Raw genomic sequence first — 12798 nt, 5'->3', positions numbered from 1 at the left:
GGCGGCTCTCTGTCACCTGCCATCGCTGGCGCCGATGCTCGAGGATCGCCTTCCACAGCTCCAGGCGATGCCGCGAGTCCCTCGGGAACGTGAGGCGGAGCACTCCGAGGACGACAGCGGTCACCACCACGGTCACGGACTCTGGGTGTTCGGCGAGAAATGGCACGAATCAGCCCTTCTCGTCGGACAGCTCAAGCGAGGCGGTGCCCAATGTGACGCGGAAGGCGTCGCCATGGAGAGTCAACCTGGCGCCCTTGATCCCGACTTCCCGATGGATCAGAGCGATAGCCAGGTCGTGGGGCTCCGGAAATCCATTCCAGCGGAGGGCCCACGAATCCCCGGAGCCCCAGAGCCGGCGCACGGCGCCGTCCATCCTCACATCAGGTTCCCTCCTGTGCTCGGAGCCGGGCCGCTCCAGAGGGTCCCAGGACAGACTGGTCGCCCAACCTCCTCGCCGGTCAACCAGGTTGTAGCGCGGGACGAGGCCAGCCAGCAGGGTCGTGGCGTCGTGCGACATCGGGGGGACCGCGGCCAGTGCGCGGCGCTCGTGCGCGGTGACTTCGTGGTCGATCGTGGGGTAGCGGTGTCGGGGAACGAAGCTGCGCTTGCTGCCACGTCGGCATGCGTTCGGATCACCGGTGATCGTCAGCATTGCACCGGTGGGCAGATGGCGCAGGCAGAAAGACTGCTGCCCGTGGCACGTGTAGCTCACTTCGTGTCGTAGCCCCGGAATGCCACGTGAGCCATCGACCTTGAGAGGCAACAGCCGCGTGGCCACGTTCTCAGGGGCACGTTCCGCCACCATCACCAACTGGTCGCGGCGGGGCGACATCACGGGGTCGTACGCGGCGACTACCGCGTAGTTCCATCTGGCCGTCGGCCCCGTGTACACGTTGCCATTGAAGAGCGCGAGCGCCAGTAGAGCCCTGAAGGCACGCTGATCGTCCGAGCAGTGGTCCAGGCCCAATCCATGGGTGTCATGGGCGATCGCGGATCGGGCGGCGGCGTCACTTTCCCCGGTGTATTCGGCACGGAGCGGGATCCGCTCCTGGGGAGCCATGGTGTGGACGGGGAGTGCGCCGAACTGACCTGCGGCGGTCAACCATGCCTGCTGGAAGGGGATTTCGGTCCCGCGCCGGATCCGGTGGGCGAGTTTGGTGATGTTCTTGTCGAGCGTCATGTCCGGCTCCTGATGGGCACGTGCCAGTGCTCCCGCCCACTGCGCCCCATAGGAGGAACGAACAGTTCTGCATCACGCGTGCCCGATGGCACTTTGCGCCCTCAACCCCGGGTGACTTGCGGGAGGAACCCAGGTCCGACGTAACAGCGAGCGTGGTCGCCTGGTGGAAGCATAGCGCCGGACGGGATGCGAACGCAGGCTTTCACTCTCGGGCGGCCTGGGGCATGACGGCATCCGTTCGTGCGCCCCGCCTGGGCCCATCCACTGCTGCGATCGGCCGCTCGGGGCTGCGTCCCGGAACGCCCTCTGTGATCGACTTGCGATTGGCCGTTCGCGAACGCGCAGATGCGGGTCAGCGCAGCCGAGACGTGTGTTGTTCCTGCTGGACGAGTATCTCCTGGGAGATCTCGACCAAGGCCGTCTCCCGAATTCCTCCCAAACGATCACCGCAGACACAGAAAGGGCCTGACCCGCAATGCGGATCAGGCCCTTGACCTGCTATTTCAGCTGTCGGGGTGGCGGGATTTGAACCCACGACCTCTTCGTCCCGAATGAGGGTCGGTTACTGATCTAGCCAGCGCCGATGACGTTTGCCCTGGTCAGAAGCGTGGCCCCGATGGTCTTGCGCGGTGCACGTCCTTGGAGGACGCGTCCCGGACGCTTGTGAGGAACTTCTGGCTGCAGATTGAGCGCATCCAGCCCGGCATCGACACACTCCGGCTGCCGCCTGAAGTCGTGAGCGCATGGAAGCAGGTCAGCCGGACGAAGGTCACACGCCGTCGGCTGCCGGATGGCACAGTCCATGAGGCGGTGACGGAGCGGGCCAACTACGGCAACCTCATGATCGGAGTTCGAGCCCTCTACCTCGACCTGGCCCACTGGGCCGTCGAAGAACCAGAACGCTGGGGCCCGTGGGTTGCTCCCTGCCCGGTCAGCGCCGCCGACGCCAGCACCTCCAAGCACGAGAAACGCCGCAAGGCCAAGATGGACCAGCGCACCCGCGAACGACTGCCCGCGCTGTCCACCGTCGTCCGCGCCGCTAAGGCGAACTGGACAGAGGCCCGTGAGGGGATGGACGCCCTGCAGGCCGCCCCACTCGGCGGCCAGTTCACGTTCAGAGGCAGAACCTACACGCGCCAGAAGAAGGACTCGTCGACTCCGTTCCGGGCCTACGACGAGTCCGGCCGACGCATCCATCTGGGACTGCTCGAGGAACGGGCCTTCTGGGCCTGGGCCACGATCGAATTCCTGCAGCACACCGGCGTCCGGATCGAGGAGATGCTGGAGGCCAGCCATCACGCCTTGATCCAGTACAAGCTGCCCACCAGCGGTGACATAGTGCCTCTGCTCCAGGTCGCTCCCTCGAAAACAGACGAAGAACGGCTTCTCCTCGTCAGCCCGGAATTGGCCGACGTCCTCAGCACGATCATCGCCCGCGTCCGTGACCCTCGAACAGGCGCGATCCCGATGCTGCCCAACTACGACGTCGCGGAGAAGATCTGGAACCCGCCGATGCCGCTGCTGTTCCAGTGGACATACGGAGGCCAGCGCACGCCAGTGTCCCGACAAATGATCCGCGACGGTCTCAACGAGGTCCTGAAACGGACCGGGCTCACCGACTCCGTGGGCCAGCCCCTCGACTTCGCTCCGCACGACTTCCGAAGAATCTTCATCACCGACGCAATCCGCAGCGGCCTGCCGCCCCACATCGCGCAGGTCCTCGCAGGTCACTCCGACATCAACACCATGATGGGCTACAACGCCATCTACCCGGCGGACGCCATCGAAGCCCACCGCGCGTTCATCGCCCGCCGTCGATCACTTCGTCCCAGCGAGGAATACCGGACCCCGACGAACGAGGAGTGGGACGCCTTCCTCGCCCACTTCGAGAAACGGAAGGTGTCCATCGGTACCTGCGCACGCGCCTTCGGGACCCCATGCATTCATGAACACGCTTGTGTCAGATGCTCACTCCTCCGACCTGACCCGGCCCAACGGGCACGGCTTGCCGAGATCCGCGACAACTTGATCGCCCGAGTCACCGAAGCCGAGACGGAAGGCTGGCTCGGCGAGGTCGAAGGTCTCCAGATCAGCCTGGCTGGCGCCGAGGAGAAACCCAGCCAGCTCGACGTACAGGTCTCCCAGCAGCAGGAGTCCGTTGACCTGGGAATTCCCACCTTCCGGGAGATCGTTGCTCACACCACTACCGTGGCCACACCGCCGGAGCCTTCGTGACCAGGACGGTCGTCACCTCTGGCGATGCTCAGTGGACGTCGGCACAGAACGCGGCGGCGCGGACGAGCTTCATCCACGCGGATGATCTACACCACCCCGACCCAGGCCACGGGCACGCTCTACGGGCGGCGGGCCAGAAAGTGGGTGTCGAGGAAGCCACGCTCGGACGCTGGGTCGTGGAGCAACCGAGCCACCGTGACAAGGCCGGCACCGGCCAGCAACTCGGCAAACTGCTCCGCCGGCCAGCTATAAGCGGGCGCCACCTTGTGGTCGAAGCGGACCGGTTCCGGCCCCTCCGTCCCGAAGAAGGACACCAGGAGCAGACCCCCTGGTGCCAGGACACGCGCCTGCTCAGCGAGCAGTGCGGGCAATTCTCCAGGTGGGGTATGGATCATCGAGTAGTGGGCCAGCACCCCGCCGAGCGCGCCGTCCTCGACCGGCAAGGCCTCCATGCGCGCTTCGTCGAACCGCAGCGCCGGCTCGGCCCGCCGAGCGTGGTCGACCATGGCCGGGGAGAGGTCGAGCCCGAAGGCGTCCAGCCCCAAGTCGTGCAGCATGGCTGTCAGATGACCGGGTCCGCACCCGACGTCGGCTACCCGCAGGTTCCCCGAATCGCGCACGAGCTCGGCGAAGGTGCCGATCATGTTCCGCGCGAACGGCTGCGTCTCCAACCGACTAGTGAACATCGACGCATAGAGCTCGACGACCCCGTCGTAGGCCGCCCTGGTCTCATCCTGGTGTTTTAACACGGGCAGGAAACTAACACCCGCGCCGTTCGCAGCCGTTCTCCGGCCCTTCCTCTCGGGACTGATCGTCCCGTCGCCGGATCACGGGACGCCCCGGTAGTTCGGAGAAGTGTCCACGGGGACGGTGTCCAACGTCCTCAACCACCCCGACTGCGTGCGGGAGGACACCCGCGTCCGCGTCGAGCAGGCGATCGCCGACCTCGGTTTCGTGCGGGGCGGCACGACCACTGAGCACGCGGCCCACTGGCGCAGGAACGGCTTCGGCACCTGGCTGTTCACCCCGGCGGTCTCCGGCTGGTACCCGAAGAAGGCACCGCAGGAGGCCCGACCGGTGCCGATCCTCGGTGAGCCGTGGCCCGGTATCCCGGCACGCGGGCGCGGCGCGAGTCAGTGGGCAGACGCCTGCTGGCTCCCGATCGCCAAGGGCCTCACACCCCACGGCCTACGCCACACTCACCGCACGATGATGGAGGACCTCGGCACTGAGAAGGTCCTCATGGACGAGCGCATGGGCCACATCGACGGCTCGGTCTCGGCGCGCTATGCCCACGTCACACTGGGCATGCGCAAGCGCCTCATGCTCGGTCTCACCGAGCAGTGGGAGATGGCACTCGACGCTCGCCTCGCGAGGCGCCCGACGTCACCGGTGCGTGTGCTGGATGATCTACTGCGCGCACGCTAGTAGGAAACGAGGGCTCGTCGCTCGGGACTCTCAATTGCCCCGAGCGACGAGAACCCGGTCAGGGAGTGCTCCGTAAGCGAAGCACTCCCTGACCGGCTTTCAGCGCAACCAGTTCGCTGCTCCCATGGCAACGGCCGTCATTGTGCTCCCGAGTGCCAGCAACTTGAGCGGTGCGCGATCAAGTGTCACGTGCAAGGGGCCGCAACGAAGCTCGAAGGCCGGCGTGCGTGAGGGCGGCTCTGACTGGTAGACCGCTTGAGCGTCAGGAACCACGTGAGAGTTGAGGTGCTTGGCCATGGCCTCTCCGATTCTTCGGGCCTACGGCGCATATCGACCGTAAGCAAGTGGGTTGCCCGGTGATTCGAGCGCGCCCACCTTCGAGCAGCTGCTACTTAGCACCGCAAGTCAATCCGCCCGCTTTCCGGCCTTGCTGTCATGGCTGGTCACTTTCTCTAGGCCAGGTCATGCGGGCGTGACCTGCAGTTCTGTTCTCCTCTCTGTGGCTTCGAGTCGAGTAGCCGAGCACATCAAACTTTCGAAGTCCGCTCTGCGACGGGCCCTTTGCGACAATCACGGTTGTCCTCACCGGGCATGCTGTGACAACTACGGTTGTCCCCATGCGTTCAGTGAGCGATGACGAGTTCTGGTTCGATTCGGACGCCATGGCGGATCCGTGGCGTCCGCCTCATGCTGCCGAAGCAGCCTGGATGCAGGACCAGTTGAGGGAGCTTGCCTGCAAGATCGCGGGTCGGATCTCGGCGCGTGGTCAGGAATGCCTGGTCAACGGACACGAACCCTCTGCTATGGCGGAGTTGTTCGCAGACTGGCAGCTCGCCTACCTGCATGCCCTGCGGTGGGTGCATGAAGCCGCTGAGGCGCTTGCCGCAGAGGCTGCGCTGATGGGCGGGGGAATGGGCGCTTCCTATGGCCATCTGGGGTCTGCCTGGGGGATCTCCAAGCAGGCAGCGCGTAAGAAGTGGCCCGGCGCGGTCGACGACGGCTCGGGGCAACCAGAGAAGATCACGGTGGAAAGGTACGGCGGGGTTACCGAGATTACATACCTTCCAGACCGGTGTGCTTGGGGCTGGACTGCTCACGGCGACGATGGAACACACCGGGAGGCGGAGGAGGTGTATACCGTCCGGTGGATAGCCATGAGTGCGGCCGAGGACTTCCTTCGTGATCACGCCGTGCCTTGGGGGGCGTCGATGTTCCGCATGCGCTTGGCGATCCGAAGGATTGCTGGTGCTGGGATGACGACGCCTAGGCGCAGGAGCCGAGCAGTGACACGTGACGGCGGTTCCCTCGGTGGAGCTGTGCAGGGGGACTGATCCCTCTTTTGGGTCCGGCTCCCAAATGGCTCCACCGAGTGCCCCAGAAACCCAGAAGGGGCCCGACCCGCTAAGCGGATCAGACCCCTGACCTGGTACTTCACTGTCGGGGTGGCGGGATTTGAACCCACGACCTCTTCGTCCCGAACGAAGCGCGCTGCCAAGCTGCGCTACACCCCGATGTCGTTGCTCCACTGTCCGCACTGCTGCGGCCGCGGCGACATCGACAACTCTAGCGGACCAGCGGCCGGAGACGAAATCCGGTTTTCGCGGGCCAGGGGAGAGGTGGCTCTTCGGCTCTGCCTGGGCCCCGGGGGAGGCAGAGAGGCGACCGGCCAGGCTGTCCAGAGCCCAGAGCCCAGAACTCACGGCCCCCCCGAGCCGGCGCTCAGCCCCGCGGTACCAGCGTGAGCAAAGTCGCCTCCGGGGGGCAGGCGAAGCGCATGGGGGTGTAGCGGTTGGCTCCGCAGCCTGCCGAGACGTGGAGATAGGACGTGTGGCCCTCGGCCTCGTGCGTCGAGAGGCCCTTCACCCGGTCCGTGTCCAGGTCACAGTTGGTGACCAGGGCCCCGTAGAAGGGGATGCAGACCTGTCCGCCATGGGTGTGGCCGGCCAGGATCAGCGGATAGCCGTCCGCCGTGAAGGCGTCCAGGGAGCGCAGGTACGGGGCGTGCACGATGCCCATCGAGAAGTCGGCGCCGGCCTCCGGACCGCCCGCCACGCGCGCGTAGCGGTCCCTTTTGATGTGCGGGTCGTCCAGGCCCGTGAAGGCGATCTCGTAGCCGTCGATCTTCAGCGAGCCCCGCGTGTTCGTGAGGTTCACCCAGCCCGCGGCGTCGAAACCGTCGCGCAGGCCCTCCCACGGGTTGTGGATGACGCCGACCGCGGGCGCGTTCCCGTTCAGGCCGTGCTTGCCCTGGACCTTCTCGAGGAGGTAGCGGGCGGGGTTACGGGGCTTCGGCCCGTAGTAGTCGTTCGAGCCGAAGACGTACGCCCCGGGGAACCCCATCAGCGGGCCGAGCGCGTCCAGCGTCTCCGGTACGCCCTCGGGGTCGGAGAGGTTGTCGCCCGTGTTGATCACGAAGTCGGGGCGCAGCCCCGCCAGTGAGCGGAGCCACCGCTGCTTCTTGCGCTGCCCGGACACCATGTGGATGTCGGAGACCTGGAGGACCCGCAGAGGCCGCATCCCCGACGGCAGTACGGGCACCGTGACCCGCCTCAGCCGGAAGGAACGGGCCTCGAAGCCCACCGAGTAGGCGAGACCGGCCGCAGCCGTCGCCGTGATGCCCAGGGGTACTGCGTATCGCGCGCGCATCCCTCCATCGTGTCAGACCCCGCAGGCCCACGACGCCGAGGGCATCCACCCCCAACGGCCGTCCCGCCGGGCAGACATTCCACCCCCAGCCACCGCCCCCAAGGCGAGGACATCCAGCCCCGACCCCAGACCCGCGACCCCAGACCCTCGACCCCAGACCCCAGACCTCCGCTCCCGCGGGGCAGGCATCCCGACCGAACCCCCGCCCCGCGGGGCGACCGCATCAGACCCCAACTCCCGCCCCCGGGGCGAGCGCATCCACCCCCAACCCCTGCCCCCGCCAAGGCGCCCCCGGCGAAATCGAGGGGCCGGGAACCTTCCGCACCTGCCACAATCGACCCATGACCACGCTCAAGTCGAAGCTGCAGGAAGACCTCACCGCCGCGATCCGGGGGCGTGACGAGCTGCGCTCCTCGACGCTCCGGCTGACCCTCTCCGCCATCACCAAGGAGGAGGTCTCCGGCAAGACCGCGCGCGAGCTCTCCGACGACGAGGTGCAGAAGGTGATCGCCCGCGAGGCCAAGAAGCGCCGCGAGGCCGCCGAGGCGTTCGGGCAGGGCGGCCGTGCCGAGCAGGCGGCGCGCGAGCAGGCGGAGGGCGAGATCCTCGCCGAGTACCTCCCGAAGCCGCTCACCGACGACGAGCTGCACGCGATCGTCGCCCAGGCCGTGGAAGAGGCCAAGGCCGCCGGTGCCGAGGGCCCGCGCGCCATGGGCCAGGTCATGAAGATCGTGAACCCGAAGGTCGCGGGCCTCGCCGAGGGCGGCCGCGTCGCCGCCGCGGTCAAGAAGCTCCTCGCGGGCTGACGGGGCGGCGCACCCGGGCACAACACACCGCCACAAACCGTCACACACCACCACACAACCACGGACAGTACGCACAGCGCTGAGGGCGCCCCCAAAACCAGGGGGCGCCCTCAGTCACGTACAAGAGGCGTTCGCGTGGCCGCAGCGGGGCTACCGCCGCCAGCCGCCCCCGCCTCCGCCACCGTTGCTATTGCCGTTCCCGCCCCCGTTGCCCAGGCCGCCGATGGCGTCCGGCGGAATGGTGACGTCCGGCCAGTCGTCCCCGAGGCCGCCGTCGCCGCCGTGGTCACCGTCGTCATCGTCGCCCGGCTTGGCGTCGTCGCCGCCCTGATCGCGGTCCCTGTCACGGTCACGGCCACGATCGCGGTCGCGACCCTTGCCCTTGTTGTCGCCGGGGATGTGGACGGTGTTGAAGCCGGGCGCCGGCTTGCCCGCGAGGGCGCCGCTCATCGCGTCACGCCAGATCGGGCCCGGCACCTCGCCACCGAAGACCTTGTCGTACGGGACTCCGCCGATGGTGATGTTGGTCATCGGCCGCTTGTGCTGCGGGTCGCCGACCCAGACCGCGCCCGACATGTTCGGGGTGTAGCCCACGAACCAGGCGGCGTAGCGGAAGTCGGTCGTACCCGTCTTGCCCGCGCTGGCCCGGGAGCCGAGACCGGCCTGCCGGCCCGTACCGTCCTCGACCACACCCTTCAGGAGGGTGTTCATCGTGTCCGCGGTCTTCTCCGACATCGCGCGCGAGCACGTCGACTTCGGCACCGGCAGCGACTTGCCGCCGAGTGTGTTGATCGACTCGATGGCGATCGGCGTGCAGTACGTGCCGCGCGAGGCGAAGGACGCGTACGCGGTCGCCATCGTCAGCGGCGACGTCTCCTGCGTGCCGAGGGCGATCGAGGGGGCCTGCGTCATCTCCTTGCCGTCGGCGCGGTCGACGCCCATCTTGTCGGCCATCCGCGTCACCGGGCAGATGCCGATGTCGCCGATGAGCTGTACGTAGTAGGTGTTGACCGACTTGGCGGTCGCTTCCCGCATGCCGTACGGACCGACCTCGGTCTCGTTCTCGTTGGTGAGCGTCTCGTTGTTGCTGTTCACCCACCTCTTGCCGTCACAGGTCGAGACCCGCGCCGGGTACGGCATCTCGTACGGGGACGAATAGCGCTGCCCCGCCGACTTGCCGCCCTCCAGGGCCGCCGCCGCGACGATCGGCTTGAACGTCGAACCCGGCTGATAGCCGGCGCCGCCGCCCATGTCGCTGTCCACCGAGAGGTTGATCGTGGTCTCGTCCTTCTGGAAGCCGTAAGGACGTGACTGGCCCATGCCGAGGATCTTGCCCGTGCCCGGCTCGACGATGGTCGCGGCGGTCGCCACCTCGTCGGTCTTGTTCACGTGGTCCTTGATCGAGGCCTGGACCGAACTCTGCGACTGCGGGTCGAGGGTCGTGCGGATCTTCAGGCCGCCCCGGTTCCAGACCTTGGCGCGCTCTTCCTTGGTCTTGCCGAAGACCGGGTCGTTGAGGAAGACCTCGCGTACGTAGTCGCAGAAGAAGCCCGCGCCGCTGACCGCGGTGATGCAGCCGTTCTTGGGGCGGCTCACCTTCAGGCCGAGCTCGGTCTTCTTGGCCTCGTCCGCCTCCTGCTGCGAGATGTCGTGCGTCTCCGCCATGCGCTGGAGGACGACGTTGCGCCGCTGGGTGGCCTCCGTGGCGTCGTTGACCGGGTCGTACCGGCTCGGCGACTGCACGATGCCGGCCAGCAGCGCGGCCTCCTGGAGCTTCAGGTCCTTGGCGGACTTGGAGAAGTAGCGCTGGGAGGCGGCCTCGATGCCGTACGCCTGCTGCCCGAAGTAGGTGATGTTCAGGTAGTTCTTGAGGATGCGCTTCTTGCCCAGCTCCTCCTCGACCTGAATCGCGTACTTCAGCTCGCGGATCTTGCGGCCGAGCGTCTGCTGCGTGGCCTGGGCGACCTTCGTCGGGTCGTCGCCGGCCTCCTCCACGAAGACGTTCTTCACGTACTGCTGCGTGAGGGTCGACGCGCCCTGCGAGACGCCGCCGCTCTGCGCGTTCTGGTTGAGCGCGCGCAGGATGCCCTTGAGGTCGACGGCGCCGTGCTCGTAGAAGCGGGCGTCCTCGATCGCGACGATCGCCTTCTGCATGTACGGCGAGATGTCCTTGAGGGGCACCACCGTGCGGTCACGTGAGTAGACCGTCGCGATGTTGCCGCCCTTGCTGTCCAGGATGGAGGTCCGCTGGCTCAGCGGCGGCTGCTTCAGGTTGGCGGGGATCTCGTCGAACCCTTCGACCGAACCCTTGGCCGCGAGGCCCAGCGCTCCGGCCGCGGGCAGGGCGATCCCGGCCAGCACCGCACCCGCCAGCACGCTGACACCTAGGAACTTCGCGGCTTGCTGAGTAGGTGACAGACCACCGCCCGAGCGCTTCTTTGCCATGGGGGCAGCCTAATCCGTAGTTATGGACGTTCCGATGGAGCGGGTGTTCCTCGGGATGTTCGAGTACCGGATCGTGACATCTAGGGGCAGCCGGGTCACTGATTCCTCAACGTAGACCGGGTGCGCGATCTTGGTACGCAATCGGTGGCGGCGGTGCCGTGGGCGCCGGACGGATGCTCACAACACACCGGCCATGATGCCTAGCGGTAGATCATGCGGTGTTCGGCGTCTGCGGGACTCGCCACCACCAGCAGGTCGATGTTGGCGCTTGTCGGTGCCGGACGGATGCCTAACCGTCACCGGGCTTTGAGGCCTCCTCATAGAGCGCGCAACGTCCGGCCCCGTCGAGCGTCAACACCGACTACTTGATCACTCGTTGGTGTTGGTGGTGCGAGCCCGCCGCATGGTGACCTCTTGTGATGCCCGAGCCGTCTGAGCTCCCGCATAGACCGGGGCCCGTGGGGTGAGCTGGTGCCACGAACGGCTACTGAGGTGGAGGACCAGTCCAAGGGACCGAGTCCTGGGATTAGGGAGCCGCGTGGTTCCGCATGCGCTCGTGACCAGCGCAAACACCCGAACGCTTGGGGAGGAACACTGTGATCTACTGCGGAATCGACTGGGCAGAGAAGACGCACGACGTTGCCTTGGTCAACGACGCCGGGGAGTTACTGGCCAAGCGGCACATCACCGATGACGCCGCTGGCTACACCCTCCTGCTGGACCTGCTCGCCGAGTACGGCGACACCGAAGACAACCCGATCCCGATCGCCATCGAGACCTCCCGCGGCCTGCTCGTCGCAGTGCTGCGGACCGGCAAACGGCAGGTCTACGCGATCAACCCGATGGCCGCCGCCCGCTACCGAGACCGCACGTCCGTCTCCCGCAAGAAATCCGACCCCGGCGACGCCCTGGTCCTGGCGAACATCCTGCGCACCGACATGCACGCCCACCGCCCCCTGCCGAACGACAGCGACCTCGGCCGAGCCATCGCCGTCCTGGCCCGCGCCCAGCAGGACGCTCTCTGGAACCGGCAGCAGATCTGCAACCAGCTCCGCTCCCTGCTCCGCGAGTACTACCCCGCCGCCCTGGACGCCTTCGCCACCTGGACCAACGGGCTCTGCCGCCCCGAAGCTCGCGAGCTCCTCAAGACCGCCCCGACGCCCTCCCGCGCCGCACGGCTGACCCGCACACAGCTCCAGGCCGCACTCAAGCGGGCCGGCCGCAAACGCAGCATCGACACCGAAGCCGACCGGATCCGCGAAGTCTTCCGCGCGGACTATGCCCACCAGCCGCCGCTGGTCGAGGGCGCGCTCGGCAAGCAGATGCTCGCCCTCCTCATCCAGCTGGAAGCCGCCTGCACCGCCGCCGATAACCTCGCCCAGGCGGTCGAGGAGTCTTTTCCCCAGCACCCGGACGCTGACGTGATCCTGAGCTTCCCCGGACTCGGAATCCAGCTCGGCGCCCGGGTGCTCGCCGAGATCGGCGATGACCACGCCCGCTTCGCCGACGCCCGCGGACTCAAGGCCTACGCTGGCTCCTCGCCCGTCACCCGGGCCTCGGGCAAGAAGTCGTCCATCACCCGCCGCTGGGTCAAGAATGACCGCCTCAACCACGCGGGCTACCTCTGGGCCTTCGCCGCACTCCGGGCATCATCTGGGGCCAACGCACACTACCGGCGACGCCGCGAGGTTGGAGACTGGCACGCAGCCGCTCAACGCAACCTCTTCAACCGCATGCTCGGCCAGCTCTACCACTGCCTCCAGGCAGGCGAGCTGTTCGACGAACAGACCGCATACCCCACCCCAATCTCCGCCGCCGCTTGACGAGTTAGGGCGCTGAGGTGTCTACGTTCTGATTCGCCGGACACGCCTTAATGCCTTGGCCTAAGCTACTCCCAACTGTCACAGGAGTGCGGTGCGGCAACAAGCCCTCCGTCGCCCCGGAATCTGATGGGTTCATGTCCGAATTCGCCTTAAGTGGCGTCCGGCGTCCGTTGTGACACAGCTGAACTGCCCCGTTGTGCCGGGTACCTCACATATGTCGCCAGCTCACTCCGTC

8 protein-coding genes, 1 tRNA gene and 1 pseudogene are annotated in these 12798 nt (G+C 67.0%); 5 read left to right on the top strand and 5 right to left on the bottom strand.

All coding sequences use genetic code 11. From position 1 onward, the window contains the following. Positions 1 to 169: 169 nt before the first annotated feature. Positions 170 to 1180, bottom strand: a complete 1011-nt coding sequence (locus ACZ6JY_RS04580) for a hypothetical protein (protein ID WP_469192191.1) — start codon at positions 1178 to 1180, stop codon at positions 170 to 172. A 639-nt stretch (positions 1181 to 1819) separates the two neighbouring features. On the opposite strand from ACZ6JY_RS04580, the gene ACZ6JY_RS04575 reads away from it, so the two are divergent. Then, the gene (locus tag ACZ6JY_RS04575; RefSeq protein WP_469192189.1) at positions 1820 to 3415 is read left to right on the top strand and encodes a tyrosine-type recombinase/integrase; all 1596 of its coding nucleotides are present in this window, start codon (positions 1820 to 1822) and stop codon (positions 3413 to 3415) included. A 119-nt stretch (positions 3416 to 3534) separates the two neighbouring features. Here ACZ6JY_RS04575 and ACZ6JY_RS04570 read toward each other — a convergent pair whose 3' ends face one another. Beyond that, positions 3535 to 4164 (bottom strand): class I SAM-dependent methyltransferase, encoded by a 630-nt coding sequence (locus ACZ6JY_RS04570; protein WP_469192187.1) that lies wholly within the window; start codon positions 4162 to 4164, stop codon positions 3535 to 3537. Positions 4165 to 4267: 103 nt separating this feature from the next. Here ACZ6JY_RS04570 and ACZ6JY_RS04565 point away from each other — a divergent pair. Further along, a pseudogene (locus tag ACZ6JY_RS04565) lies at positions 4268 to 4843 on the top strand (helix-turn-helix domain-containing protein); the annotation flags it as partial. A 617-nt stretch (positions 4844 to 5460) separates the two neighbouring features. Further along, positions 5461 to 6174 (top strand): hypothetical protein, encoded by a 714-nt coding sequence (locus tag ACZ6JY_RS04560; protein ID WP_469192185.1) that lies wholly within the window; start codon positions 5461 to 5463, stop codon positions 6172 to 6174. 106 nt (positions 6175 to 6280) lie between these two features. On the opposite strand, the gene ACZ6JY_RS04555 is transcribed toward ACZ6JY_RS04560, so the two are convergent. Next, positions 6281 to 6354: transfer RNA gene (locus ACZ6JY_RS04555), tRNA-Pro, on the bottom strand. Positions 6355 to 6562: 208 nt separating this feature from the next. Continuing rightward, entirely contained in the window at positions 6563 to 7489 is a 927-nt protein-coding gene (locus tag ACZ6JY_RS04550; protein ID WP_469192183.1) for a metallophosphoesterase, read from the bottom strand. Positions 7490 to 7830: 341 nt separating this feature from the next. On the opposite strand from ACZ6JY_RS04550, the gene ACZ6JY_RS04545 reads away from it, so the two are divergent. Continuing rightward, the gene (locus ACZ6JY_RS04545) at positions 7831 to 8295 is read left to right on the top strand and encodes a GatB/YqeY domain-containing protein (RefSeq protein ID WP_447038268.1); all 465 of its coding nucleotides are present in this window, start codon (positions 7831 to 7833) and stop codon (positions 8293 to 8295) included. 150 nt (positions 8296 to 8445) lie between these two features. On the opposite strand, the gene ACZ6JY_RS04540 is transcribed toward ACZ6JY_RS04545, so the two are convergent. Then, the gene (locus ACZ6JY_RS04540) at positions 8446 to 10740 is read right to left on the bottom strand and encodes a transglycosylase domain-containing protein (protein WP_469192181.1); all 2295 of its coding nucleotides are present in this window, start codon (positions 10738 to 10740) and stop codon (positions 8446 to 8448) included. A 596-nt stretch (positions 10741 to 11336) separates the two neighbouring features. Here ACZ6JY_RS04540 and ACZ6JY_RS04535 point away from each other — a divergent pair. Then, positions 11337 to 12563, top strand: coding sequence for an IS110 family RNA-guided transposase (locus ACZ6JY_RS04535; protein ID WP_469192180.1), 1227 nt, complete (start codon positions 11337 to 11339; stop codon positions 12561 to 12563). The last annotated feature ends 235 nt before the right edge of the window (positions 12564 to 12798 follow it).

The organism is Streptomyces sp. NPDC046335, from assembly GCF_055587985.1.
Note: the sequence above shows the minus strand (reverse complement) of the source record. Positions and strands in the feature narration are given on the sequence as shown.